Origin of the sequence: Bradyrhizobium sp. Ghvi, assembly GCF_900115265.1 — a bacterium.
Lineage (GTDB): Bacteria > Pseudomonadota > Alphaproteobacteria > Rhizobiales > Xanthobacteraceae > Bradyrhizobium.
In genome coordinates, this window is sequence record NZ_FOVU01000013.1 from 43,095 (window position 1) to 69,047 (window position 25,953).

The 25,953-nt window shown below is 64.6% G+C and carries 19 protein-coding genes; 10 read left to right on the top strand and 9 right to left on the bottom strand.

Features of this window, described 5'->3' with window-relative positions; translation table 11 throughout:
- Positions 1-103 precede the first annotated feature (103 nt).
- A complete protein-coding gene (locus BM374_RS32305) occupies positions 104-1,129 on the top strand; it encodes a histone deacetylase family protein (protein WP_092302224.1) in 1,026 nt (341 codons plus the stop codon).
- Positions 1,130-1,251: 122 nt separating this feature from the next.
- Here the strand turns inward: BM374_RS32305 and BM374_RS32310 are convergent, their stop codons facing one another.
- The 4 genes from BM374_RS32310 to BM374_RS32320 all read right to left on the bottom strand — a co-directional run bounded on the left by BM374_RS32310 (position 1,252) and on the right by BM374_RS32320 (position 9,921).
- Positions 1,252-2,232, bottom strand: coding sequence for an LLM class flavin-dependent oxidoreductase (locus BM374_RS32310; protein WP_092302226.1), 981 nt, complete (start codon positions 2,230-2,232; stop codon positions 1,252-1,254).
- Positions 2,229-2,960, bottom strand: a complete 732-nt coding sequence (locus tag BM374_RS32315) for a 4'-phosphopantetheinyl transferase family protein (RefSeq protein ID WP_092302228.1) — start codon at positions 2,958-2,960, stop codon at positions 2,229-2,231. Before BM374_RS32315 ends, BM374_RS32310 begins: the two co-directional genes overlap by 4 nt.
- 229 nt (positions 2,961-3,189) lie before the next feature.
- Positions 3,190-3,357 (bottom strand): hypothetical protein, encoded by a 168-nt coding sequence (locus BM374_RS38925; protein ID WP_164938853.1) that lies wholly within the window; start codon positions 3,355-3,357, stop codon positions 3,190-3,192.
- A 138-nt stretch (positions 3,358-3,495) separates the two neighbouring features.
- Positions 3,496-9,921 carry a non-ribosomal peptide synthetase gene (locus tag BM374_RS32320; protein WP_092302230.1) on the bottom strand — a complete coding sequence of 2,142 codons (6,426 nt, stop codon included), beginning with the start codon at positions 9,919-9,921 and terminating at the stop codon, positions 3,496-3,498.
- 134 nt (positions 9,922-10,055) lie between these two features.
- On the opposite strand from BM374_RS32320, the gene BM374_RS32325 reads away from it, so the two are divergent.
- The 8 genes from BM374_RS32325 (at position 10,056) to BM374_RS32360 (ending at position 21,509) form a co-directional block, all read left to right on the top strand.
- On the top strand, positions 10,056-13,520 hold the full coding sequence (locus BM374_RS32325) for an ATP-binding protein (protein WP_092302232.1): 3,465 nt from the start codon (positions 10,056-10,058) through the stop codon (positions 13,518-13,520).
- Positions 13,517-14,311, top strand: a complete 795-nt coding sequence (locus BM374_RS32330) for a protein-L-isoaspartate O-methyltransferase family protein (RefSeq protein ID WP_092302234.1) — start codon at positions 13,517-13,519, stop codon at positions 14,309-14,311. The genes BM374_RS32325 and BM374_RS32330 overlap by 4 nt, the downstream gene beginning before the upstream one ends.
- A 295-nt stretch (positions 14,312-14,606) precedes the next feature.
- Complete coding sequence (locus BM374_RS32335; protein ID WP_092302236.1) at positions 14,607-15,839, top strand: branched-chain amino acid ABC transporter substrate-binding protein; 1,233 nt, start codon at positions 14,607-14,609, stop codon at positions 15,837-15,839.
- 123 nt (positions 15,840-15,962) lie between these two features.
- A complete protein-coding gene (locus tag BM374_RS32340) occupies positions 15,963-16,910 on the top strand; it encodes a branched-chain amino acid ABC transporter permease (protein WP_092302238.1) in 948 nt (315 codons plus the stop codon).
- Positions 16,907-18,199 (top strand): branched-chain amino acid ABC transporter permease, encoded by a 1,293-nt coding sequence (locus tag BM374_RS32345; RefSeq protein ID WP_092302240.1) that lies wholly within the window; start codon positions 16,907-16,909, stop codon positions 18,197-18,199. Before BM374_RS32340 ends, BM374_RS32345 begins: the two co-directional genes overlap by 4 nt.
- A complete protein-coding gene (locus BM374_RS32350; RefSeq protein WP_092302242.1) occupies positions 18,196-18,966 on the top strand; it encodes an ABC transporter ATP-binding protein in 771 nt (256 codons plus the stop codon). The genes BM374_RS32345 and BM374_RS32350 overlap by 4 nt, the downstream gene beginning before the upstream one ends.
- Complete coding sequence (locus tag BM374_RS32355) at positions 18,966-19,661, top strand: ABC transporter ATP-binding protein (protein WP_092302244.1); 696 nt, start codon at positions 18,966-18,968, stop codon at positions 19,659-19,661. Before BM374_RS32350 ends, BM374_RS32355 begins: the two co-directional genes overlap by 1 nt.
- Before the next feature lie 285 nt (positions 19,662-19,946).
- Positions 19,947-21,509, top strand: coding sequence for a L,D-transpeptidase (locus BM374_RS32360; RefSeq protein ID WP_092302246.1), 1,563 nt, complete (start codon positions 19,947-19,949; stop codon positions 21,507-21,509).
- A 31-nt stretch (positions 21,510-21,540) separates the two neighbouring features.
- Here the strand turns inward: BM374_RS32360 and BM374_RS32365 are convergent, their stop codons facing one another.
- On the bottom strand, positions 21,541-22,353 hold the full coding sequence (locus BM374_RS32365) for a class I SAM-dependent methyltransferase (RefSeq protein WP_092302248.1): 813 nt from the start codon (positions 22,351-22,353) through the stop codon (positions 21,541-21,543).
- A 100-nt stretch (positions 22,354-22,453) separates the two neighbouring features.
- Positions 22,454-22,993 carry a VOC family protein gene (locus tag BM374_RS32370; protein ID WP_092302250.1) on the bottom strand — a complete coding sequence of 180 codons (540 nt, stop codon included), beginning with the start codon at positions 22,991-22,993 and terminating at the stop codon, positions 22,454-22,456.
- Positions 22,994-23,107: 114 nt separating this feature from the next.
- Here BM374_RS32370 and BM374_RS32375 point away from each other — a divergent pair, with 114 nt between their 5' ends.
- Positions 23,108-23,659, top strand: coding sequence for a carboxymuconolactone decarboxylase family protein (locus BM374_RS32375; protein WP_177248693.1), 552 nt, complete (start codon positions 23,108-23,110; stop codon positions 23,657-23,659).
- Positions 23,660-23,742: 83 nt separating this feature from the next.
- On the opposite strand, the gene BM374_RS32380 is transcribed toward BM374_RS32375, so the two are convergent.
- The 3 genes from BM374_RS32380 to bufB are packed head-to-tail and all read right to left on the bottom strand — an operon-like array spanning position 23,743 to position 25,935.
- A complete protein-coding gene (locus BM374_RS32380) occupies positions 23,743-24,252 on the bottom strand; it encodes a DoxX family protein (RefSeq protein ID WP_092302254.1) in 510 nt (169 codons plus the stop codon).
- Entirely contained in the window at positions 24,249-25,031 is a 783-nt protein-coding gene (locus BM374_RS32385; RefSeq protein WP_092302256.1) for an HvfC/BufC N-terminal domain-containing protein, read from the bottom strand. The genes BM374_RS32380 and BM374_RS32385 overlap by 4 nt, the downstream gene beginning before the upstream one ends.
- Positions 25,021-25,935, bottom strand: coding sequence for an MNIO family bufferin maturase (gene bufB, locus BM374_RS32390; RefSeq protein ID WP_092302258.1), 915 nt, complete (start codon positions 25,933-25,935; stop codon positions 25,021-25,023). Before bufB ends, BM374_RS32385 begins: the two co-directional genes overlap by 11 nt.
- Positions 25,936-25,953: the final 18 nt, after the last annotated feature.

The window sequence follows — 25,953 nt, forward strand, 5'->3', positions numbered from 1 at the left end:
AGAGCGCTGCGGCAGGTGCGGCATTCTTCTTGCTTGCATCTGGCCGCCGCAGCGATCAAGACATCTGTGGCCATGTCAAAGAGCGCGATCACGGAGTGTTTGAGTGAAAGCCGTCCATACCGAACTGCACCGCAGCCACGATCCGCAATTCTTTCTGGTTCGCGGTGTCGTCAAGCGCACCACCGAGCAGCCCGAACGCGCTGACCGCCTGCTCAAGGGCTTGAGGGACGGCAAGCATCAACTGGTCGAGCCGACGAGATTCGGCCAGGGCCCGCGCGCGCGCATTCACAGTCCGGAATATCTGTCGTTCCTCAGCGAAGCCTGGGAGGCCTGGACGGCGCTGGGCGATTCCGGTCCGGAGATGATCGGCAACATCCATCCCGTGCGCCATGCCGCGACCTATCCGACCCATATCGTCGGCAAGCTCGGCTGGCACACGGCCGACACCGCAGCTCCAATTGGTCCGGGCACCTGGGCGGCGGCCTGTGCCGCAACCGATGTCGCAGTCACCGCGGCGCAGATGGTGATGGACGGCGAGGACGCGGTCTACGCGCTCTGCCGTCCGCCCGGGCATCACGCCTACCGCGACATGGCCGGCGGCTTTTGCTTCCTCAACAACAGCGCGATCGCCGCGGCGCATCTGCGGCAGAAGCACGAGCGCGTCGTGATCCTCGACGTCGACGTCCATCACGGTAACGGCACGCAAGGGATCTTTTACGCGCGCCCGGATGTCTACACGATCTCGATCCACGCCGATCCGACCGCCTACTATCCTTTCGTGTGGGGCTATGCGCATGAGCGCGGCGAAGGTCCGGGCCTCGGCACCAATCTCAACATCCCGCTGGCGATCGGGACTGGTGATGACGGCTATATCCAGGCGCTGGATGTCGCGCGCAAGGCGATCGAATCCTTTGCGCCCGGCGCGCTCGTGATCGCGCTCGGCCTGGATGCCTCCGAGCACGATCCGTTGAAGGGCCTCGCCGTCACCACGCCTGGCTTCCGCCGCATCGGCCAGGCCATCGCGAAGCTGGGCCTGCCGACTGTGTTCGTGCAGGAGGGCGGATATCTGTCGGATATTCTGGGTGCGAACCTGACCTCGGTACTGGCGGGGTTTGAAGCGGCACGGTGAGGCAGGCTCTTTTCCGCGCAGGAGATCGTCATGCCCGGGCTTGTCCCGGGCATCCACGTTCTTCGTGCTGTGCGGCAGGGCGTGGATGGCCGGGACAAGCCCGGCCATGACGAGAGGGATATCTAGAACATCCCGCTCGCTCTGAGCGCCTTGCAGACGTGCAGCATCTCGCTCTCGTCTGCGACCATGTCGAGCATGACGGTGGTCAGGCCGCTCGCGGCAAATTCCTTCAGCCTCGCGCCGATCTCGGCATAGCTACCGACCAGATAGGGGCAGTCGGCCTGAAAGGTGAGGTACGGCAGCAGCCAGTAGCCGTTATCTTGAAGCTCTCCGCTCTGCCCTTCATACAGCCGCCGCTTCCAGACGGAATCCGAGTTCTCCACCGTGAGCGCGAGCAGTTCGCGATCGTCGGCGTTGTCGCGGAAGCGAGCTTTGGCGGCCCGTCGCGCCTCCTCGCTACTCTCGCGCGCGAAGATGCCAAAATTCATTCCTGATGCGCCGAGACCGCGATCGAGATCGGGCGGCAGCATCTGCATCTTGATGCAGCCGGTCTCCGCCGCGACGCGCTGCGCCGCATCAGATTGTCCGGCAATGAGAAATTCCGGCATCAGTTCGGGCGGCAGGCGTGGCCGTAGTTGCAGATTGCTGGCGCGATAGAACCGGCCGTTGACATTCACCGGGCGCGGGCTCGCAAGCAACTGGCGCATCAGGGTGACGAACTCGCCCAGCCTGATATAGCGGTCGGCATGCGCTTGGTGGTCGCCGAGCCCCTGCAGATCGCTGATCGCGGTCCCCGTGATCATATTGAGATAGACCTTGCGGCCGTAGAGCTGCGCCAAGGACGACACGAACTTTGCCGCCGTGAACGGGTGCATGTAGACCGGATTGACCGCGATCAGCGGCGAAGATCGCGTCGTGGCGGCCATGATATGCTGGGCCATGGCCCAAGGTTCGACAAAAACGTCGTTGCCCTCGAACAGCAGAATGCCCTCAAAGCCGTTGTGGTCGGCGAACTCCGCCACCCGCATCAGCTCGCCGACATATTTCTTCGGATCGCGGTTGCGCGAGATCGCTGGAAACACGCGTAGCCGCGCCGGCATCATTCCGCCGCTTCCTGGAGCGGCCACGCGTTGCGGATGATGCGAAGGCCGCCGGCCGCACGGGAGCCGTCGGCGATCGCCAGGCGGTGCGAAGGCGACGGCGAGCATAGCGAGAAGCGCCAGCCTGCGGGATCGTCGGCGATGTCAGGCTTGAAGCTGATCCCGATCGCCTCCCGCGATACCCGCATCGCGAAGGCATCGAGCGGCAGATTGAGCCCGAAACCCCTGGCCTTCAGATAGGCCTCCTTCAACGTCCAATAGTCGAAGAAACGCTCGATTGCGGCCGGCTCCGGCAGGCCGCGCAACGTTTCGACCTCCTCCGGCGCAAAGAAGCGAAGCGCGGTCGATAGCGGCGCGACACGCCGCGACACGGTCTCGACGTCGATGCCAACAGCCTCGTGCTTCGATACGACGCAGGCAACACAACCGTCGGCATGGGACAGGCTGAAATGCAGGGCCGTCGCTTGCCTGGGTTTTGCGACAAAGGGCCGTCCGTAGCGGCCGGTTGAGAACGACCAGTCGGTTGGGGCGACATCGGGTGCCGCGTGCGAGAGCGCCATGCGCAACATCGCGTGCGCAAAAATATATTGCCGCTGATGACGCTCGAACTTGAAGCGGCCGGCGCGTATGCGTTCGTCGACCGAGAGCAGTCGCCGGCATCCATCGACCACTTCGGGCGTATCGATGCTCTCGATCAGTCCGACAAACAGTTCAATTCCGTCGTTTGGCATCAAGTGGGCCCATAGCGCCAGGTGGAGGCCAAATCCGGCCCTGACTGAAGAATCAACTGAACAGGAAGCGACTGAGCGGATCGCTTCTAGCGGTCCACTCGGGCAAATTCTTGTCGATTGCTGGCCGGTTTACAGCCGCAAGCTTGTGCGAGACCCCAACTCGACAGGCGAGCGGCCGAAATTCGGAAATGAAATCCGGAGATTCGTGCGGCGTCCCGGCCGCCGACTCCTACTTTTTCTTCTTGGCCTTCTTCGAGCCGCCCAGCACCGAAAGGCTGGCGTCGACTTCCTTCAGCGCGGACTGGAGCTTCTTCTTCTCGTCGGTGAGCAGTTTTTGCAGGGCCTTGCGGTCCTTGTCGCTCAGCGAGGTGCCCTTGGTAAATTTGATGAAACCCATAACACTCCCCCGGTTGAAAATATCGTCCAAATCAAAACACGGGAATAATCTTGCGCGCTGGCGCCAAAGAATCAAGATGCAACTTGACCATGCACAGCTTCGGCGAGTGAATATCCGTTCGGTGCCGACGAAGGGCCATCATGCCGCACGGCGATCGAGCAGCCGATGGAGCGGTGCATGGGGCTGGGCGAGGGCCGCCGTCAGCAGCGCGACGAGATCCTCCATCCACATACCGACGACGCCGCCATCGAGCAGCTCGCGCTTGTAGTTGCATGAACCGGTGATCCCGCTCGGGCGCTCCTTCAGCATCAGCGACAGCCAAGTCTGGTCAACCGGCAGCACGGGTTGGCCTTCGCGCGCGACGTTTCCAATCGATCGCACCGCGACATTGGGCAGGTCGAGCGGCTGGCGCAACGGATTTTGCAAGGTGAAATAGACCTGGAGCAGCGAGGCCGGGTCGATGCCCTCCTGCTCCAGATGGTCGGCCAGGATGTTGAACGGCAGCTCCTGGCGCGCATGCGCCTCGAGCACGGCTTCGCGCACCCGCGCCAATCCTTGCGTGAACGACAGATCCGGTGTGATTCGGCTGCGGACGATGACCGTGTTCTCGAACGGACCCACGATCCGCTCGGTGTCCGGCTGGGCGCGGTTGGCCATGGCGGTGGCGATCGAAATATCGGTGTGTCCAGTCCGCACCATCAGCAGGGCCTTCAATCCCGTGAGCAAGCACATGAACAGCGTGGCGTTGTGTTGGCGCGCGTAGGACGTGAGCCGGGCGACGAGATCGTGCTCCAGGCAGAGCGGGTGATGGCCGGTTGATGCGCCCGGCCGCGCTTCGCCCTCGAACAAAGGGGCTGCGCCGCGCAAATTCTCGGTCCAGTCGGCCGCCTGCCGGCGGGCCGCCTCGGTGCCGCACCACCAGCGTTGCCAGCGTGCGATGTCGGAGAATGCGAGCGGCACCTTTGGCAAAGGCGCCGATTGACGGCCCTCCAGCGCGGCATACCGGCTCGACAATTCCTCGAACAGGACACCGATCGACCAGCCATCGGCGATGGCATGATGCAGCGTCAGCAGCAGGATGTGCTCCCGGTCATGCAGCTGCAGCAGCCGCGCCCGCAGCAGCGGCGCCCGAGCGGTGTCGATGGGAGTATATGTGTCCTGCGCGATCAGGAGCGCGATCTTCCTCGCTTCGAGCGCCTTGCGCCGCTTGTTGTTGTGCGGGCGCCCGTCACCGATGGTCTCGACGGTCATCACCGGGCCGAGCGTAGCGGGCGCGGCGATGTGGCCGACCGGCTCTTCGCCATTCCAGCCGAACGCCGTCCGCAACGAGTCATGGCGGCGCACGATGTCGTCGATGGCCTGCGCCAGCAGGCGCGGATCGACGGGCCCGTCGAGGTGGAAGGCGAATGGCAAGTTGAACAGCGGCAGGTCGGGCAGGTTCTGCTCGATCCGCATCATCTGGTCCTGCGCGATCGATAGCGTCGGAGGTCTGCTGTCGGTCAGGCGTGGGATCCCGGCCGCTGGCCCCTGCGGTTTCGCGGCCACGGCCTTGTCGACGCGCCGGGCGAGCTCCTCGATCGTCGGTGCCTCGAAGATGGTCTTGATCGGCAGAGAGACTCCGAGCGCACGGGCCACGCGCGCCATCGCCTGGCCCGCCAGCAGCGAATGGCCGCCAAGATCGAAGAAATTGTCGGTGACACCGAGACTCTCAACCTTCAGCAGATCGATCCAGATGTCGGACAGGACCCTTTCGGTGAAGCGTCGCGCCGGCACGGCCGCCTCGGACGATGTGGCCTCTTGTTGCACGGGGGCCAGCAGGGCGGAGCGATCGAGCTTACCGTGGGCATTCAAAGGCACCTGATCCAAAAACAGGAACGCGGAAGGAATCGCATGCGCAGGCAACCGGCTCTTGAGGAAGTCCCGTAGCTCGCTGGCGCTGATCTGGCTGCCGGCTCTGGCGACGACATGGGCGACCAGCCTGACATCGCCGTTGGCGTCGCGGCGCGGCTCGACGATGCCGGCGCGCACGCTTGTGTGGTCGGCGAGCGCAGCCTCGATCTCCTTGAGCTCGATGCGGTAGCCCCGGACCTTGACCTGCAGGTCGGCGCGGCCGAGGCATTCGATCGTGCCGTCGGCGCGGCGGCGGGCAAGGTCCCCGGTGCGGTACAGCCGGCTGCCTTTCGTGCGCGCGAACGGATCGGGGATGAAACGCTCCCGGTTTTGAGCGGGATCGTTGATGTAGCCGCGGCCGACGCCGGCACCGCCGATGCAGAGCTCGCCGACGACGCCGATCGGCTGCGGCTCCAGATTCGGATCGAGCACATAGAGCTGAGTGTTGGGCAATGGCGCTCCGACCGGAACATTGGTCGTCGCCGTGTCCGGCGCCTTGGTCAGCCGATGCAGCGAGACGTCGTCGGAGCACTCCGAGGCGCCATAGGCGTTGATCAGCGGCACCTTCGGGCAGTGCGCGAACCAGGCGCGACAGAGCTCGACCGGCAGCGGCTCGCCGGTCGAGATCAGCAGCCGCAGCCGGGTAAAGGCGCGCAGCATCGGCGCTTCGTCGAGGCGTTCCAGAACGAGGCGGAGCAGCGAAGGGACGATCTCGAGCACCGTGATGCCCTCGCGTTCTATCTCCCGCGCCAGCAGCATCGGATCCTGCACTACCGAGTTGCTGCAGACATGGACGCGCCCGCCGGTCATGGGACCGGCAAGGAACTGCCAGACCGAGATGACAAAGCTCTGCGGCGCGGTCTGCGCGATCACGTCTTTGCTCGTCAGGCCGAGCTCGTAAATCAGCGACGCCAGGTGATTCGACAGCCCGCGCTGTTCGATCATGACGCCCTTTGGCGCACCTGAGGAGCCGGAGGTGTAGACGAGATAGGCAAGGCTCGCGCTTGTACGCTGCGCCGCACGGGCGAGCTTCCCCGGTTCCAGTGCGATCGCGTCCTCGAGCTCGGCCACGCGGATGCGCTCAACCAGCGGCTCGAGCAGCGCATCAACCATGGCGGACTGTCGCCGCCCCACGAGCAGCACTGTTGCGCAGCTCGATCCCAGGATGGTTGCGAGCCGCGCCGGCGGCTGCTCAGGATCGAGATTCAGGAAGGCCGCGCCTGCGCGCTGCACCGCGATCATCGCCGCGAGCAGATCCGGCCCCCGGTCCGCCAGCAGTGCGACCACGGTTTCCGCGCCGACGCCTTCGCGGGCGAGCCAGCGCGCGATCGCCTGGCTGCGGCGGGCCAACTCGCGATAGCTCAGGCCGAGATGTCCATCGGATACAGCGATCGCGTTCGGCGTCTTCTTCGCCTGCCGCTCGAACCGTTCGCAGAGATTGCCGCGCGTGGCGAAATTGGCTCGCTTGCCTTTCGCCGGCAACCGCCGGCGTTCCACCTCCGTCAGCAGCGGCAGGCGCGAGATGCGCTGCTCGGGATTGGCGATGGCGGCCTTGAGCAGGGTTTTGAACTGATCCGCCATGCACCCGATCGTCGCTGCGTCGAACAGATCGGTGGCGTATTCGAAGAAGCCGGTAAAGCGGCCCTCGGCCTCGACCAGCTCCAGCGTGATATCGAAGCGCGCGACCCTTGGGTCGACCTCCAGCCGGCGTGTCGACAGGCCCGGGAAGCGCGCGGCCTCGATCGAGGCATTCTGGAGGATGAACATGATCCGGAACAGCGGATTGCCATCTGTCCTGCGCGCGATTTGCAACGCGCGCAGGACTTCCTCGATCGGAAGGTCCTGGTTGCGATAGGCATCGAGCGTGACCTGGCGCACCCGCCGCAGCATCTCGCCGAAGGTCGGATCGCCGCCGAAATCGTTGCGCAGGATCAGCGGGTTGGCAAACAATCCGATCAGGCGCTCGCTCTCGACCTGGTTGCGGTTCGCGATCAGCGATCCGGTCGCGACATCTTCGTGCCCGGTATGACGGAACAGCAGACACTGAAAGAGCGCGAGCAGCGTCATGAAAGGCGTCACGCCCTGATCCTGACTCAGCGTGCGAATGCCGGCCGAAAGGGTCCTGGGGAATTCGAAATAGTGGCGGGCGCCGAGACCGCTCCAGATCTCGGGCCTCGGCCGGTCGGTCCGCAGCGGCAGCGTGGTGACGCCGTCGAGCTGCGCCCGCCAGTAATCGAGCTGCTCCTTTGCAGCGGGCGTTTGCGCCCAGCTCTGCTGCCACCGGGCAAAGTCGCGATATTGGAAGCTCGGCCGGGGCAGCTCCGCCGTGGCTTGCTTGCGTGCCGCAGAATATGCGGCGGCGAGGGCCTCCCAGAACAGCCGCTGCGACCAGCCATCGGTGACCAGATGATGGATGTTGACGACCAGCGCATGGCTGGATTTGCCCAACGAGATCAGCGTGACCTTCAGCGGCGGCTCGCGGGCAAGATCAAATGCGTATTGCGCGAGCTTCAGCGCCTCGCGCCTGATGACCGCAGCCCGCCGGCGCGCAGGACAGGGTTTGAGCTTGATGTGCTCGAGCCGCGGCAGAGCCTGGAGCACGCGCTGCACAGGCTCGCCCTCGGATTCGACGAAGACCGAGCGGAGCGCCTCGTGACGCGCGCAGATCACGGCAAGGCCCGCCTCAAGCGCGGCGTGGTCGACCTTGCCCTTGAAGACGGCGACCTCGACCACGTTATAATTGTAGCGCGTCGGGTCCAGCCGCGAGAGCACATACATCCGCTGCTGCTGGAACGAGAGCGGCGCGTCTTCGTCGGAAGCCATCTGGCGCCATGCCGGCAGCACCCCGTCGCGATGCGTCGTGGCCTCGATCCGGGCCGCAAGGGCACCGACGGTGGCGCAATCGAAAATGTCCTCGAACGAGAAGTCCACGTTGAAGCGCTCGCGCAGACGCGAACGCATTTGCGTCACCGCGAGCGAGTCGGCGCCGAGCGCGAACACGTCCTGATCGACGCCGACTTGCGGAAGCTCGAGCAGAGCGGCCCAGATCTCCGCGAGCTGGGTCTCCAGCGCGTTGCGCGGCAGCTGCGTATCGTCGTCATGTGCGACCGAAATCAGCTCGGCCAGCGCATTGCGCTTGACCTTGCCGCTCGCGCCCTTCGGCAGCGCCGCCACGCTGCGGATCAGGCTCGGCACTTTGTAGGCGGCAAGACGCTTGCGTGCGAATTGGCGCAACTGATCGGAGCTTGCCTCGAAATTGGGACGCAGAACCACGAGGGCGGCAACGTTCTCGCCGAGCTTTGCGTGCGGAACGGCGAACACTCCGGCTTCGAGCACCGCCGGGTGGGCCAGCAGCACCTCTTCGACCTCCAGCGGCGACACTTTCTGGCCGCCGCGGTTGATGATGTCCTTGATGCGGCCGACGATGAAGAGATAGCCGTCGGCATCGAGGTAGCCGAGATCGCCGGTCCTGAACCAGCCGTTGCGGAACGCGGCCCGCGTGGCCGCTTCGTCATTATAATAGCCGCGGCTCATGTTCGGTCCGCGCAGCACGATCTCGCCACGCTCTCCGCGCGCGAGCGTGCGGCCGGTCTCGTCCATTATCGCAATTTCAGGACCCGCGGCGCGGCCAACCGATCCGACCTTGCGCAGCTCGAACGGATTGGCGGCAATCTGCGAAGCCGCTTCGGTCATCCCGTAAGTCTCGAGCACGGGGACGCCGAACGTCGCCTCCAGGCCGGTGAGGATCGCTGGGGCGAGCGAAGACGAAGCCGAGCGGATCACGCGCAGCGATGACGATCGGACGCGTTCGGGGCTGGCTTCCGCGGCCGTCAGCAGTGCGCGATGAATGGTCGGCACTGCCGTGTACCAGGTCGGTTGCAGGTCCCGCATCCAGCCGAAAAAGGACGGTGCGTCGAACCCGCTGGTCACGATCACGCTGGAGCCGGCCGCGAGCGCCGTCAGCAGGCCGGAGATCAGGCCATGGGCGTGAAACAGCGGCAGGACGTTGAGCAGGCGATCATGCGATGCGAGCGACAGCACGCGTCCGGCATTTTGGGCGGAGAGGCAAACGTTGCGATGCGTCAGCGGCACCATTTTCGGTCGCGCCGCCGTGCCCGATGTCAGCAGGATGAATGCATCGTCCTCGGCGCGCGCAGTGCCGCTTGCGCAGGCCGGACCGATTGTCGGACCGAAGAATTCGCAGTCGTCGAGATCCGTCTGCGGTCCCGGCACGAAATCGATCACCGGAATGTCGAGCGTCCTGGCGATATCGCGGCTCGGCGAGTTCGTGTCGGCCCGCGTCACCAGCGCCGTCAGCTTCAGCTCGCTGAAATAGCGTTGCAGCTCGTCCACCGTCAGATCGGGATTGACGGGGATGCAGGCACATGCCGAGGCAACCGCGATCAGAGCCAACGCACTATCGGCGCCGCGCGGCAGCGCAACAGCAATCCGATCGGAGGGTGCGATGCCGAGCCCGCGCAGCGTCTCGACGAGATGTTCGATCCTGGCGCCGAGCGCGCCATAGGTCAGAGGCGGCCGACCGGGGGCAAGCAGGGCCGGCGCTGCCGGAATCGTTCGCGCATGGAAGGCGAGAAGCCCGCCAATGGTATCGGCTCCGGCACCCGTGCCGGCCGATCCGCCTCTCGCCCCGGGTGCTATTGCCGACAATGCCATTCCCTTTTGACCTGATTGGGCTATTCTTTCCTGGAGTTAGGGAACGCGTCCAGTCTGAGGTGAAGTTTGGGCCCCCAAATCTGTGGTTGAGGGCGCTTAAGCCCTTCGACGGAGGGAATTCGGGCGGAATCACCATGCTGGAGAAAGAGCCGCAGACGGAAGCCGGGTTGAGGCGTTGGCTCGAAGGCGCCGGTCTTGGCCACTACACCGATCTGTTCGCGCAGCACCGCCTCGATCTTGATGTCATGGCGGACCTGACCGAGGCAGACCTCGCCGAGCTCGGACTGCCGCTCGGCGATCGCAAGCGGCTGCAACGCGCGATGGCCGCGCTGTTCCGGGCCGAGACGGCGGAGGCTCCGGTTGCACCCGCGCAGCCGCCGGCCCGTACCGAGGTCGGCGCCGAGCGGCGTCAGCTCACCACCATGTTCTGCGACATGGTGGATTCCACCGCGCTCTCGGCCCAGTTCGATCCGGAAGACGTGCGCGACATGATCGCGAGCTTTCGCGAGACCTGTGTGCGCGTGGTCAAGCATTACGAAGGCTTTGCCGCCCGCTTCGTCGGTGACGGCATTCTGGTCTATTTCGGCTACCCGACCGCACATGAGGACGACGCCGAGCGCTCGGTGCGGGCCGGGCTCGAGATCGTGCGGGTGCTGTCGACGGCGCGTGCGATCGAGCCGCGCGGCGCGCTCAGTCACGCGCCCGCCGTCCGCATCGGAATCGCGACCGGACTCGTGGTGGTCGGCGACCTCGTTGGCCAGGGCACCGAGGAGCGCGACTCCGCCGTCGGCGAGACCGTCAATCTGGCGGCGCGACTGCAGGCGCTGGCGCCGCCCAATGGCGTTGTGATCTCCGCCTCGACGCAATCGCTGCTGAAGGGGAAGTTCGATTATCGCAATCTCGGCACCCACGCCCTGAAAGGTATCGCGGAAAAGACCCAGGCCTGGCATGTCGTGCGCGCGACCCGGGTGGAGACCCGCTTTGCGGCGGCCATGGGCACGCGGCTGACCCCGCTCGTCAATCGCGAGGAGGAAATCGCGCTGCTGATGGGGCGCTGGCAGCAGGTCAAGGAGGGCGACGGCCAGGTCGTCGTCAAGTTCGGCGAGCCCGGCATCGGCAAGTCCCGCATCATCCAGGAGATCTTCGAGCGGATCGCGGGCGACCGGCACGGCCAGGTCTCGTTCCAGTGCTCGCCCTATTACACCTCCACCGCGTTCTATCCGTTCGTCGAGCAGCTCAAATTCTCGCTCGGCCTCGATCGCGAGGATGCGTCTGCGCTGTCGTTGGCGAGCCTGGAGACGGCGATCACCGCCGCGCACGGCGACATCGAGCAGGTGGCGCCCTTGTTCGCCGCGCTGCTGTCGATCCCGACCGGGGAGCGTTATCCGCCACTTGACCTGTCGCCGCAGCAGCAGAAGGACGCGACCGTCGTCGCCTTGGTCAACCATTTCCTCGGCCTCGCGCGCGAGATGCCGCTGGTGATGGTCTTTGAGGATCTGCATTGGATCGATCCGACCTCCCGCGAGGTGGTCGACCTCCTGGTCGACAGGGTGCAGAATCGGCCGATCCTCGCCATCCTCACTGCGCGCTCCGAATTCCAGCCGAGTTGGAACGCGCATTCGCATATCACCACGCTGGTGCTGAACCGGCTCAGTCGCCCCTTGCGCACGACGCTGGTCGAACGTGTCGCGGGGCGTGAGCTTCCCAAGGAAGTCGTCGAGGAGATCATCGTCAAGACCGACGGCGTGCCGCTGTTCCTGGAGGAGCTGACCAAGACGGTCCTCGAATCCAACCTCCTGACCGAGCGACACGGACGCTATGTGCTGTCGGGCCCATGGCGGCAGCTCGCGATCCCGGCAACGCTGACGGATTCGCTGATGGCGCGTCTCGACCGGATGGGGCCGTTCAAGCGGATCGCGCAGATCGGCGCCACCATCGGCCGCGAATTCTCCTACGAGACGCTGCACGCGGTCGCCAACACGCCGGCAGAGCAGATCGAGGCGGCGCTGACGCACCTGGAAGAGGCCGGGCTGATCATGCGCCGCGGTCACCCGCCCGATGCACTCTACTCCTTCAAGCACGTCATGATCCAGAACGCCGCGCATGCGAGCCTGCTGCACAGCGAGCGGCGCAAGCTGCACGCGAGCATCGCCCAGGTGCTTGTCGAGATGTACCCGGAGAAGACCGAGCGTGAGCCGGAGCTGCTCGCCCATCACCTCACCGAGTCTGGCCAGAGCGAGGGTGCGGCCAGCTTCTGGCTCAAGGCCGGCAAGCAGGCGGCGAGGAGCGGCGCCAACCTGGAGGCGATCGGACATCTGCGCCGGGGCTTGAGCGTGGTGCAGGCAAATGCACGCATGCAGGGTGCCGACGAGATGGAGCTCGAGTTGCGCATCGCGCTCGGCAATGCGTTGATCGCGGCCAAGGGCTATGCCGTGCAGGAGGTCGAGGAGAACTATATCCGTGCGCTCGAGCTCGGCCAGCAGCTCGACGACGACGAAAAAGCCTTTGCCGCCACGCGCGGGCTCTGGGTCTGTCACTTCATCCGCGCCGATCTCACCCGTGCGCACGATCTCTGCGTCGAGCTGTTGAAGTTCGCCAAGCGCGAGCGGCTGAACGAGCGGGCGGAGCCGGCGCAGCAGACCGGCTATCTCATCGAGGCGCACCGCTCGATTGCGATGACCATGCTTTATCGCGGGCGCTTCGCCGCCGCGCAGCATCATCTACATCGCTGCATCGATCTTTACAGTCCCGACCTGCACTCCGATTTGATGGAGCGTCACGGCACCGATCCCGGCGTTGTCTCGCTGTCTTATCTCGGCTATCTCCTCTGGTTCCTGGGCCAACCCGACGCGGCGCGCCAGCACAGCGAGCAGGCGATCCAGCTCGCGGAGAAGATCCGACATCCTTTCTCGCTCGCCTTCGCGTTGGTGTTCGGCGCCTATCTCTGCCAGCATCTGCGCGATATCGAGGGCACGCGCGATCATGCCAACCGCGCCATGATCATCGCCACCGAGCATAATTTCCTGCACTGGAAGCAGCAGGCCGCGATCCTGCGCGGCTGGGCGCTGGCGCAGCTCGGCGAAGCCGAAGAAGGCATTACTCAGATGCGCTCCGGCCTCGACGAATACGAAGCGATGGATTCCTGGCTTGCCGGCTGCTGGTTCCGCTGCCTGCTCGCGGAGGCCTATGCCAAGGTCGGCATGCGCGATGCCGCCCTGCGCGCGCTGGACGGTGCACTTGCGATCGCAAGACGGACCGGAGATCACTCCTATCTCGCCGAAGTCTATCGCCTGCAAGGTGAGGTCACCTTGGCGGACGCCAATCCGGTCTCGGTGCAGGAGGCGGAAGATCTATTTGGCCTGTCGCTGGAAACGGCGCGCAAGCAGGGCGCATTGTCGTGGGAGCTCAGGACCGCCGTCAGCCTGGCGCGGCTGTCGCTTGAGGCCGGCAAGCGCGAACATGCGAGTCTTTTGCTCCTGCCGGTCGTCGGCAAGTTCAACGAGGGGTTTTTGACGCCTGACCTGAAGCTGGCCATGCAGCTCGTGCATGAGCTCGGCGGCGACGCGCCCGTTCGTTCGCAGGCAAATCCCATGCAATGAGTGATCTGTCCGCCGCGCGTGTCCGCTACGCCGAGCTGATTGCGAGACGGGAGCGGATCAGCTCGCCACGCCTGCTTGCAGCCCTTGCGGCCGTGCCGCGCGAAGATTTTCTCGCGAAGGGGCCGTGGCGGATCAAGAGCGAGACGGCACGTAGCTATCGGCTGACGCCCAATGCCGATCCTGTCCATCTCTACGCCAATGTGCTGGTCGCCATCGATGCGCGCCGCAAGCTCGATACCGGGCTGCCGAGTCTGTGGGCCCATTTCATCGATCTGCTCGGTGTCAGGGAGAAGGATCGCGTGATCCAGATCGGTTGCGGGCTCGGCTATTTTTCGGCGATCCTGTCGGAGATCGTGGGCTCGAAGGGCAGGGTGCACGCCATCGAATGCGATGAGCGGATCGCCTCGCGCGCCGCGGCCTGTCTTCGCGCTTATCACAATGTCGAGGTCATCCATGGCGACGGCTGCCGGGATATCGGCAATGCGGCCGACATCATCATTGTGCATGCCGGCTTCTCACATCCGCATCCGCTCTGGCTTGATGCGCTGCGCCCGCGCGGTCGCCTGCTGGTGCCGCTGACGCAGCGGGACCGCGAGGGAGCCGCCCTCAAGATCACGCGCAAGGGCAAGGGATTCGAGGCCGAGGCGGTGCAGCAGCTCCGGATCTTTCCAGGTCATGGCCGCGGCGTGACGGCGCTCGACGATCACGTCGCCGATTGGTGGCAGCGGGCAGCGTCGCTGGCTCCGCTGCGTTTTCGCGGTATCGCGCAGGGACTGCCGTCGGATGGCTGATAATTCGATGTCATCAGACTCGCCGGCGTTGCGGCCGCGGCCATGGCGGGGGCGATCTGCGTCGCCCGGTCGCAGGTCAGCGGCACACGAATTTCCCCTTGCGTTCTATTCCTTGTCGCGGAATGTTGCGGGCGAGCTGCGCAGCCGCATCACATTTCATGGCGGTCGCCTCCGTGCCGCGTGCTGTTGCGCTTGAAAAGCACTGTTCGTTCTGCTCATTAGGTTTTCGAAATTGCGCTGCATCATGCGCAAAAGTCCGTCGACTAAAGTCGATAGCCAGCGAGGAAACGAAAGAATGCGCAAGCTCACTTTGGCCATTGCCGTGATCGCCCCGATGCTCGGTCATGCAGCGTCGGCCGAGGATACCGTCAAGATCGGCTATATCGATCCGCTCTCCGGTGGCGGTGCCAGTGTCGGCGAGGGCGGCCTCAAGACGTTCCAGTATCTGGCTGACGAGCTCAACGCCAAGGGCGGCATCCTCGGCCACAAGATCGAGATCCTGCCGCTGGACAACAAGACCAATCCGCAGGAAAGCCTGGTGCAGGCCCAGAAGGCGATCGACGCCGGGGCCCACTACATCACGCAAGGAAACGGCTCCTCCGTCGCTGCGGCGCTGGAGGACTTCGTCACCAAGCACAACACGCGCAATCCCGGCAAGGAAGTTCTGTACTTCAACTACGCCGCCGTCGATCCGAGCCTGACCAACGAGAAGTGCAGCTTCTGGCATTTCCGCTGGGATGCCAGCTCCGACATCAAGATGGAGGCGCTCACCAACTATATGAAGGACGTCCCGTCGATCAAAAAGGTCTATCTGATCAACCAGGACTATTCGTTCGGTCAGTCCGTGCGCTCCGACGCACGCAAGATGCTGGGCGCGAAGCGGCCTGACGTCCAGATCGTCGGCGACGAGCTGCACCCCCTGCTCAAGGTGACGGACTTCTCGCCCTACATCGCCAAGATCAAGGCGTCGGGGGCCGACAGCGTCGTCACCGGCAATTGGGGCCAGGACTTCGCGCTGCTGCTCAAGGCTGCGGCCGATGCCGGACTGAAGGTCAACTGGTACACTTACTATGCCGGTGGCGCCGGCGGCCCGACTGCGATCAAGCAGACCGGTCTCGATCACCAGGTCTTCCAGATCACCGAAGGCTTCCCCAACTCCGGCAACCAGGCCGCGATGGATTTCGAGAAGGCCTTCCGCGCCAAGGTGAACTTGTCGCTGTGGTATCCGCGTGCCGTCAACGAGATGCGCATGTTCAAGGCTGCGGCCGAGAAGGCCAACTCGATCGACCCCGTGAAGGTCGCGGCGGCGCTCGAGGACATGAAGTTCGACGTTCTCGACGGTGGTCAGGGCTTCATGCGCAAGGACGACCACCAGTTCTTCCAGCCGATCTACGTCTCCTCCTTCGGCAAGCTCGCCGCCAACGAGCCGTTTGACGAGGAGGGCACCGGTTGGGGCTGGCATCCGGTTTCCAAGGTCGATACGCCGCAGGCCATGGTCTCCACAACCTGCAAGATGGTGCGGCCGTAATCGCGGAGCACGTCGGTCTCCCGCGGCCACGAACGGTCGCGGGAGGGTGGCGGCCTGAACGTATTTGATCGCCTGGACGATGTTCGCCGGGGCCATGTGGCCCCGGATATTCATGAGTGAGCCGTGCTTGAACTCGTTGTCATTTCGACCCTGAACGGCGTGCTGTTCGGCATGCTGCTCTTCCTGCTGTCGAGCGGGCTCACCGTCATCTTCAGCATGATGGGCGTGCTCAATTTCGCCCATGCCAGCTTCTACATGCTCGGCGCATTCTTTGGCTTCCAGCTCACCAAATGGATCGGCTTTTGGCCGGCGCTGGTGCTGGCGCCGCTTCTGGTCGGCGCGATCGGCATGGCCGTGGAGCGCTACGGGCTGCGCAACACGCACAAGCACGGTCATGTCGCCGAGCTGCTGCTGACGTTTGGTCTGGCGTTCGCGATCGAAGAGATCGTCTCGATGATCTGGGGCAAGAGCCCGCTCGACTACCGCGTGCCGGCATTGCTGGATTTCCCGGCCTTCACGATCTTCTCGACCAACTATCCCGCCTACAAGATCTTCATGCTCGCCGTCTCGGTCATCATTTTCGTGGCGCTTCTGATCGTGCTCAAGCGCACCCGCGTCGGCCTGATCGTGCAGGCGGCGCTGACGCATCCGCACATGGTCGGGCATCTCGGTCATAATGTCGGACGCGTCTTCATGGCCGTGTTCGGGGTCGGCAGCGCGCTGGCCGGCCTTGCCGGCGTCATTGCAGGTCCTGCGCTGGTGACGCAGTCCGACATGGCCGCCTCGCTCGGACCCATCCTGTTCGTGGTCATCGTGTTCGGCGGCCTCGGCTCCTTGCCGGGAGCCTTCATCGCCTCGCTCGTCATTGGCTTGGTGCAGACCTTCGCCGTGGCGCTGGATGGCTCGCTGGCGAGCGCCCTCGGGCCGCTCGATCCGTCGGCGGGGCCGTCGGTTCTCACCGACATCTGGAACGTCACGATCGCGCAGGTCGCGCCGATCGTTCCATATGTTCTGCTCGTGATCATTCTGATCGTACGCCCCATGGGCCTGATGGGGACGCGCGAATCATGACCACGGCCACGACTTCGACCTCCAAGGTGGCAGCAGATACGTCCGGCGGAAGCCTGCGCTTTTACGGCGTCTGGCTGCTCGGCATCGCCGCGCTGATCGTGCTGCCGATGATCTTCTCCTCCGGTGGTTCGCTGACATCCTTCAGTTTGATCGGCATCGCGATCGTGTTCGCGCTGTCCTACAACATCCTGCTCGGCCAGACCGGCCTGTTGTCGTTCGGCCACGCCGTGCATTACGGCCTCGGCGGCTTCGCGGCCTGCCACATGATGAATGCAGTGGTGTCGCATGGCTGGCCGATCCCGCTGCCGTTCATCCCGCTGTTCGGCGGGCTGGGCGGCCTCATCTTCGCTGTCATCATCGGCTGGGTAATGACCAAGCGCGCCGGCACCGTGTTTGCGATGATCTCGCTCGGCATCGGCGAACTGGTGGCGTCCTCCTCGCTGATCCTGCGCTCGGTGTTCGGTGGCGAGTCCGGCATCACTACGGACCGGACCGCGCTGCCGAAGATGCTCGGCTGGTCGTTCGGGTCGCAGCTCCAGGTCTACTATCTCATTGCCTTCTGGCTGGTGCTGTCGACGATCGCGATGTACGCGCTGACCCGGACGCCGCTGGGACGGATCAGCAATGCGGTCCGCGACAATCCGGAACGCGTCCAGTTCATCGGTTACGATCCGCACGTGGTGCGCTATCTCGCCTTCTGCTTTGCCGGTTTCTTCGCCGGTGTCGCCGGCGGTCTCGCCGCGATCAATTTCGAGATCGCCAACTCCGCCTATCTCGGTGCGATCCAGTCCGGCTTCGTGCTGTTCTCGACCTTTATCGGCGGCACCGCCTATTTCTTCGGCCCGATCCTCGGCGCCATCATGGTGACGTACCTCCAGCTCGGGCTGGCCAACCTGACCAGCGCCTGGCAGCTCTATTTCGGCATCATCTTCATCGGCATCGTGATGTTCTCGCCCGGCGGCATCGCCGGCCTGTTGATGATGCACCGGCCGCTGGTTCGCGCGGGAACGCTGTGGACGGTGATTCCATCCTATCTCGTCGCTGTTGTGCCGACCCTGGCGTTCGCCTGCGGTGTCATTCTCACCATCGAGACGGTCGCGCGCTATTCGACCGGCGAGGCGATCAACCTCTTCGGCATCGGTTTCAAGCCGACGTCGCCGATCACGTGGATCGCGGCCGCGGTCCTCGTCGTCGGTGGTGCGTTCATCGCGCGGCTCAGCTGGCGGCAGATTGCGGAAGCATGGGATCGCGCCGCGACGATCGCGCGTGACCGGGGGTATGTGGCATGAGCGGAGCGGTATCTGATAAGGGCGCCGCCATCGAAGTCCGCGCCGTCGAAAAGCGTTTTGGTAATGTCGGCATCATCCGCGACCTCAATCTCAGCGTCGCGCAAGGTGAGCGCCATGCCATCATCGGGCCGAACGGCGCCGGCAAGTCGACGACGTTCAACCTGATCAGCGGCCACATCAAGCCGACCTCGGGCGAGGTGAGGTTGAACGGCGATGTCATCTCCGGCCTGCGGCCGTTCGAGATCAACCGGCGCGGCCTGTCGCGTTCGTTCCAGGTCACCAACGTGTTCGCGCGCATGACGGTCTGGGAGAACGTGCGCTGCGCCGTGCTGTGGGCAACGGGGCATCGTTACGCCTTCTGGAAAAACGTCGACAGCCTGCCCGAGGTGCGTGAACGTACCGCGCAGATCCTCGACGACATTCACCTGACGCACCGGCGCGACGTGCCGGCGGGTCTTCTGACCTATGCCGAGCAGCGCGAGCTGGAGATCGGCATCACCATCGCGGGCGGTGCCACCGTCGTCATGCTGGACGAACCGACGGCGGGCATGAGCCACGCCGAAACCGACCGTGCGGTGTCGTTGATCCGCCGGCTGACCGAGGGCAAGACGCTCGTCATCGTCGAGCACGACATGAGCGTCGTGTTTGGCCTTGCCGATCGCATCTCGGTGCTGGTCTACGGCCACATCATCGCCTCGGGCACGCCGGAAGAGATCCGACGCGATCCCAAGGTCAAGGAAGCCTATCTCGGCGAGGAAGCGCACTGATGCTCGAGGTCAGGGATCTCCACGCCTATTACGGCAAGAGCCACATCCTCCAGGGCGTCGATCTCGACGTCGCCGCGGGCGAGGTCGTGAGCCTGCTCGGGCGCAACGGCGTCGGGCGATCCACCACCGTCAAGGCGATCATGGGCGAGGTGGCCCCGCAGGGCACGATCCGCTTCAAGGGCAAGGACATCGCGGGCCTGCCGAGCTACAAGATCGCGCGCCTCGGCCTCGGCTACGTGCCTGAACATCGCGACATCTTCCCGAGCCTGACGGTGCGGCAGAATCTGCTGCTCGGGATCAAGGACACGCGCCGTCCCGGCAAGTGGCGCCTCCAGGACATGCTCGACATGTTCCCCAATCTCGCCGCGCGCGCCGACACGGCTGCCGGCGTGCTGTCCGGCGGCGAGAAGCAGATGCTCACGACCTGCCGGACGCTGATGGGCGATCCCGATCTGATCATGATCGACGAGCCGACCGAAGGGCTGGCGCCGCTGATCGTGCAGCAGGTCGGCGACCTCATCGCCCGGATTGCGGAAGCCGGCGTCGCCATTCTCCTCGTCGAGCAAAAGCTATCGATCGCGATGCGTATCTCCAAGCGCGTCTACATCATGGGGCATGGCCGCGTCGTGTTCGAAGGCACGCCTGATGATCTCAAGGCCAACGCCGCCGTTCGGCAGGAATGGCTCGAGGTCTGAGCACTGACCCAGCGCAGCGGCGCCTGAGTCAAGCAATTCTCTGTGATTCGGGTCACACCCGTGCCGCCTTTTAAGGGGCGGGCATTCTGCCACAGCCTGCCGCCACGTCCGCACCAGCCTCGGCTGCGAGCCGCCCTTCCGCCTGCGCGGACGTCGTAATTGAGTGTTTCGTCGGTGGAACGGACCCAATATCGCCGGAAACGGAACAGATGGTGGCTGCGAATTCTTAATCCAAATATCGCAATCTGACCGATCGAAAGTGCGGACAGGCAATCGGGGAATGGCATGAAAGACCTGATGACGACGGCGCAATCCAATGGAGCGATGCGGCGTTGGGGGCTTCCCGGAATTGCGATGTTCGCGGCAGCGCTTGCGCTGACCACACTTACCCCGGGCGCCATGGCGGCGAAGCAGCCGCGCCAGACCGCCGAGGCGGTAGCGCCGCGCGAGGCCGGCGAGCCGATCATGGCGATCGTCTCGATCAAGAGCCAAAAGGTCACGTTCTACGATTCCGAGGGCTGGATCCTGCGAGCGCCTGTCTCGACCGGCACGACCGGTCGCGAGACGCCAGCCGGTGTCTTTGCAGTGATCGAGAAGGACAAGGACCACCATTCCTCAATGTATGACGATGCCTGGATGCCGAACATGCAGCGTATCACCTGGAACGGGATCGCGCTGCATGGCGGACCGCTGCCGGGCTACGCGGCCTCGCATGGCTGCGTGCGCATGCCGTTCGGCTTCGCCGAGAACCTGTTCGACAAGACCAATATCGGCATGCGGGTGATCATCTCGCCGAACGACGCGGCTCCGGTCGATTTCTCGCATCCCTCGCTGTTCGTCCCGAGCAGGGAGGCTCTTGCGGCGGCGCCTGCCCGTGCCGACAAGCTGTCCGCCGAGGCGGAGGAGGTCGTGAAAGCGGCTGATGACGCCAAGAAGGCTGCAGCGGCGGCGGCGAAAGATGCGCAATCAATCCCGGCCCTGCTGCGCAAGCTCGAGCAGCAGAAGACCCGCGCCGATGCCGAGAACGCCTATGCGGACAAGCTGGTCGCGAATGCAAAGAGCGATCAGGCCAAGGCAAAGGCCGACGAACTGAAACAGAAGGCCGCGACCAAGGCCGCTGACGCGGCAACCCAGCTCGACGCCGCCAAGGCCGCGGCGCAGCCCAAGCGCGACGCGGTTGCCGCGACGAAGGAGGCGGCCAGGATCGCTGCGGCCAAGAAGGCCGATGCGGTGAAGGCTGCGACGGACGCAAAGCTCGCGCTCGAACCGGTCTCGGTCTACATCAGCCGCGCGACGCAAAAGCTCTACGTGCGCCGCAATACGCACAAACCCGCGCCGGACGGCGGCGGCGAGGTGTTCGACACCAGCATCGAGGTTCCCGTCACCATCCGCAATCCCGACCAGCCGATCGGCACGCACATCTTCACGGCCATGGCCAGGACCGACACGGGCCTGCGCTGGAGCGTCGTCAGCATCGACGAGGGGGACGATGCCAAGGACGCGCTCGATCGCATCACCATCCCGCAGGAGGTGTGGGATCGCATCGCACCGACCGCATTGCCGCGCTCGTCGATCATCGTCTCCGACGAGCCCTTGAGCGCCGAGACCAATTACCGCACCGAGTTCGTCGCGGTCCTGAGCAACCAGCCCCAGGGCGGCTTCATCACCCGCAAGCCGACGGCCCCGATGGCAATTGCCAGCGACGATGGCTGGGATAACGGCGGCAACGGCTTCGGCCTCTTCTTCCAGCCACGCGATCCCTATGTGCAACCGGCCAATCCGCGTCGGCGCGGCGGCCAATATCAGTACTACCAATCGACGCAGCCGATGCAGCGGGGCTTCTGGTAACGCGTGAAGCCGGAGCGTAGCGCCTCCGCGGTTATGGCCGGGCCGTGATCACCAGCGCCTGAATCTTGGCTTCGATCGGCCCCGAGCCGTGGCATTTGCTGATCGCCTCGGCGACGGCCTCCGTTGCGGCCTCGAGCTTGCTCGCATCCCTGGCTTCGATTTCGCCGCGCAGCGGCGTTCCCTGGCAGTACGCGATCGCCACGTACTCGGCCGAGGGCGCGCGGCTCATTGCCGACTTGGTTTCGATCGAGATGTCCTTGAAGCCCGCGCGTTCCAGATCGGCCTTGATGACGGCCTTGTCGTGATAGCCGTGCGGCGTACGCGCCATGAAGAGCGGTGGATTGTCAGGAAACATCTTGCCGAGCGCGACAGTCGCGTCGTCCGCGAACACATTGTCCTCGATACGGTCCCAGACGCTGAACAGGTAAGTGCCGCCAGGTTTTAATACCCGCTTCGCCTCGGCGTAGCCTTTGCTGCGATCCGGAAAGAACATCGCGCCGAACTGGCAGCAGACGACGTCGAACGTGGAATCGCCGAAGGGTAGCGCCAGCGCGTCCGCCTGACGCCAGGTCATGCGGGGATCCTCACCCTGACGCTGCTTGGCGACTGCGAGCATCGGCTCGTTGAGGTCGGTCGCGACATAGCGGACGTCAGGAGGCAGCTGCGCCGCCACGGCTCTGGCGACGGCGCCGGTGCCGGCCGCGATCTCGAGCAGGTCCGAGGGCGACAGCGCGGCAATGCGCCTCGCAAGGTCGTCGGCATAGACGGAGAAGATCAACGGGACCAGATATTCGTCGTAGAGCTTCGGGACGGAGCCGGCGAAAACCTTGTCAGTCGCAGACATGCTTGCCTCGCTGAACTCTGGGACGGGATGGAATACGCTATCACGGATCGTTCCGCCCGCAACGGCGTGGCTTTTCCTGACGCCCGCTGAGGCAAGGAGCCTAGGATTTCGCGCCGCCGACCTCGCGGATCGGCCGCGTACCGTCCCAGTTCGAGGCCGCCAGCCTGACTTTCTCGAAGAACGGGCCCTTGGAGCCGCTGATGTCGGAGATCTCGACGATCGTGCCCGGATGCGCCTGCGTGTCGAAATAGGCGAAGCGTCCCTTGTCGCCGCCGATCTGGCCTTCGTGCCCGATCCTGTAGCCGAGTCCGATCGCCTTGTCGTACAGCGCCTGGTAGTCGTGGCTCCAATAGGACATATGCTGGAGGCCTTCGTGACCGGCGTCCAGAAACTCCTTGTACAGCGAGGGCGCGTCGTTGCGCTGCTGGATCAGCTCGATCTGGAGATCGCCGGAATTGGCCAGTGCAATGCTCATCTCGACCGCAGAATCCTGGCCGCGATGACGAAACCAGTCGGTCTTGGCGTGCTCCATGTAGTACCAGGGGCCGACACCCATCACCTCGATCCAGTGCGTCATCGCGGCGTGGATGTCGCGCACCACATATCCGTTCTGGCGCACTGCGCCGAAGATGCGGCTCATGCCCGCGCTCCTGTTGTCGACCCGCTGACTTGACCTCGATCGTCGCTGCGGTTGACTAGCGAAACGATCGGTCGTTAGTCAACAGTCATGGCTGTCCACCCAAGGGAGAGAACCGTGGCAAGGCTGCCCCTCATTGATCCGGAGACGACGAGCGGCGATATCCGCGCCTCGTTCGACCGGATGCCGGTCAAGCTCAACATCTTTCGCATGATGGCGCATGCGCAGGCCAACATGATTCCGGCGATGCGGCTCGGTAGTTCGATCCTGCACAAGCAGAAGCTCAGCGCGGTCAACCGTGAGCTATTGATCTTGCAGGCCGCCCAGTTGGAGGGCGGTGCCTATGAATGGCGCCAGCACGTGCCGATCGCTCTCGGTGTCGGCTGTACGCAAGCTCAGGTCGATGCGGTGGAGTGCGGCGATTATGATGCCGCCGCCTTCAGCGAAGCCGAACGCGCCCTGCTGAAGTTCGGCCGCGAGGTGGTCGAGAACGTTCGCGTGCCCGATGCAATCTTCGCGGCCGCTCGCGCACATTTCAGCGACCAGGAGATCGTCGAATCCATCGTTGCACTCGGCTTCTACATGATGATGGCGCGCGTCACCGAAGCGACCGAAACCGATCTCGATCCCGCAGCCGGCATGAAGGTCTATGAGGGCGGCAGGAAGTAGACGGCTGAGATGACCGACACCGAGAAGCAAGCCCGATTGGCAACAGCCGTGCGATGAGCATCCTTTGCGCGCGCCGCACGCGCTCAGGGCTGGCGTGCGGGCGCCCGGCCGATCAGATGGTCGAGAGAGAGGCGTCCCGGTCCGTAGGCCATGATGCCGAGGGCCATCGCCGCCCAGGTGATATGCACCGGCCAGCCGTCTGGCACGGTGAGCTCGACGATGACAGTCATGAACAGCAGCCCAAGCGCGGCGAACCGCGTGCCGAGGCCGAGAACAAGCAGGATCGGAAACATGATCTCGCCGCAGCCCGACAGGAAGGCCATCACCGCCGGCGCGGGATAATGATAGGGGCCGCCGGGCAGGTGCAGCATGAACTCGTCGGTGAACAGCGTCACGGCGGTGGCGTTCAGCTTGAGAAAGCCGCCCCATTTCAGGATGCCGGAGCGCCAGAACGGTACCGCCAGGGCCACGCGCAACACGAGCTGAACCAGCGGGGGGACGGCGATCATCTGCACCAGATGACTGGCCTTGTCGACCAGAAGCCCGAGCGACGGCAGGCTTCCATCGGCCGACATGCGTTGCTCCGTGATCATCGTGCGTCTCCGAAATCAATTGACATGAATGCGCCGGCCTCGATCAGGCCGGCTATGTTGGTGGGAATGTCGAACTCGGCGGATGCCTCGAGCGCAGCTGTTGTGGCCTCGCCGAGCGGCCGTCCCTGGATCAGGCAGGTCGCGAAGACTGCGCCACCGGGAGGCAAATGCCGCACGATCACATCGAACTCCGGGCGCGTGATCAGGGCGTCTTCCGGCGCCGAGGCGTCGATACGGCCCCCGGGCGCACCGTCGCGGTTGGCGGCAAAAATCGTCACCGCCGCGAAGTCCGAGCGCACGATTTGCGTTGCCGGGTGCGGCGTGAAAACGAGATCGGCCAATCGTTCCGGCTCAACAGCGGCGAGCTCCGCCGGCGCCAGCGGCGCTGCGTCGCGGGCGTGGTAGGCGTCGAGCCAGGCCCGCTCGATGCGCGCGACGTCGGCGAGCCAGGGCATGGTCTGCGCGTGCTGATACTCGGCAATGAAGCCGGGAAAGCCGCGGCCGTATTCGAACAGCAGCGGTGAGGTCGGCGGGGTGCTACGAACATAAAAACGCGCCATGGCCCGGAAAAAATCCGGACCGGTGATGCGCTGCACCGCCGGATAGATTGCGGCGAGCGCGTCGATCAAGCTCACCGTAACGTTGTTGCGGTAGACATCGTAGCGCTTGCCGGCCGCCTTGCCGTGCGGGCCAGTCACGATCCCGGGTGTGGTCCGTGCCGGGTCCAGCAGTGCTGGCGCGAAAGCCGCGGAAAAGGACGGGGTCGGCTCATGCAGCATGACGTTCTCCCGCCCATGCGGCCGGACCGTAGCGATCGAGGATCTCCTGCGCGGCGGCAGCCTCCGCCTGCAGGACCGGCCAGTCCGGAATTTTGCCGTCCCATTCGACCAGCGTCGGCACGCCGCCGCAGCGTTCGATGACGATCTCGTAAAGCTTCCACACGGCATCCGCGACCGGGCGGTCATGGCTGTCGATCAGGAGCAGATCGCCCTCGTCGTCGACCTGCTCGGCGTGACCGGCGAGATGGATTTCCCCGACACGCGCGAGCGGAAAGTCGGAAAGATAGTCCAGCGCGGAAAATCCGTGGTTGGTTGCCGAGACGAACACGTTGTTGATGTCGAGCAGCAGGCCGCATCCGGTCCGCGCGGCGACGCTGCGGATGAAATCGGTCTCGCTCATCGTCGTTTCGGCGAAAGCAAGGTAGGTCGACGGATTTTCGAGGAGGATCGGACGCCGGATCGCCTCCTGCATCTGGTCGACGTGATCGCAGACATGCCGCAGCGTCGTCTCTGTATAGGGCAGCGGCAGCAGGTCGTTGAAGAAGCTCGTCTCATGCGTCGACCACGCGAGATGTTCTGAGACGATTGACGGCTGGTAGCGTGCGACGAGGCCGCGGAAACGCGCCAGATGCGCCTTGTCCAGTGGCTGCGGTCCGCCGATCGACATGCACACGCCATGCAGCGAAAGCGGGTGATCGCGGCGGATCGCCTCCAGCGCGCGATGCGGCGGTCCGCCCGCGCCCATGTAGTTCTCGGCGTGAACCTCGAAGAAACTGCGTTGCGGGTCGGCGCTCAGGATTGCCGGAAGATGTTCAGGCTTGAAGCTCGTCCCGGCAATGCCGCCGATCGGGTTGGAATAGCGGAGTGGCAGTGCAGACGCGCCTGGCGCGATTGCCGTCGTCATGATGTCTCTCCGCCGTTC

Coding starts and splice junctions, on each gene's coding strand:
- BM374_RS32315 (WP_092302228.1), bottom strand. CDS start 2,960: ATGCCAAACGACGGAATTGAACTGTTTGTCGGACTGATCGAGAGCATC.
- BM374_RS32325 (WP_092302232.1), top strand. CDS start 10,056: ATGCTGGAGAAAGAGCCGCAGACGGAAGCCGGGTTGAGGCGTTGGCTC.
- BM374_RS32360 (WP_092302246.1), top strand. CDS start 19,947: ATGAAAGACCTGATGACGACGGCGCAATCCAATGGAGCGATGCGGCGT.
- BM374_RS32345 (WP_092302240.1), top strand. CDS start 16,907: ATGACCACGGCCACGACTTCGACCTCCAAGGTGGCAGCAGATACGTCC.
- BM374_RS32330 (WP_092302234.1), top strand. CDS start 13,517: ATGAGTGATCTGTCCGCCGCGCGTGTCCGCTACGCCGAGCTGATTGCG.
- BM374_RS32380 (WP_092302254.1), bottom strand. CDS start 24,252: ATGATCACGGAGCAACGCATGTCGGCCGATGGAAGCCTGCCGTCGCTC.
- BM374_RS32320 (WP_092302230.1), bottom strand. CDS start 9,921: ATGGCATTGTCGGCAATAGCACCCGGGGCGAGAGGCGGATCGGCCGGC.
- BM374_RS32365 (WP_092302248.1), bottom strand. CDS start 22,353: ATGTCTGCGACTGACAAGGTTTTCGCCGGCTCCGTCCCGAAGCTCTAC.
- BM374_RS32355 (WP_092302244.1), top strand. CDS start 18,966: ATGCTCGAGGTCAGGGATCTCCACGCCTATTACGGCAAGAGCCACATC.
- BM374_RS32370 (WP_092302250.1), bottom strand. CDS start 22,993: ATGAGCCGCATCTTCGGCGCAGTGCGCCAGAACGGATATGTGGTGCGC.
- bufB (WP_092302258.1), bottom strand. CDS start 25,935: ATGACGACGGCAATCGCGCCAGGCGCGTCTGCACTGCCACTCCGCTAT.
- BM374_RS32350 (WP_092302242.1), top strand. CDS start 18,196: ATGAGCGGAGCGGTATCTGATAAGGGCGCCGCCATCGAAGTCCGCGCC.
- BM374_RS32385 (WP_092302256.1), bottom strand. CDS start 25,031: ATGCTGCATGAGCCGACCCCGTCCTTTTCCGCGGCTTTCGCGCCAGCA.
- BM374_RS32335 (WP_092302236.1), top strand. CDS start 14,607: ATGCGCAAGCTCACTTTGGCCATTGCCGTGATCGCCCCGATGCTCGGT.
- BM374_RS38925 (WP_164938853.1), bottom strand. CDS start 3,357: ATGGGTTTCATCAAATTTACCAAGGGCACCTCGCTGAGCGACAAGGAC.
- BM374_RS32310 (WP_092302226.1), bottom strand. CDS start 2,232: ATGATGCCGGCGCGGCTACGCGTGTTTCCAGCGATCTCGCGCAACCGC.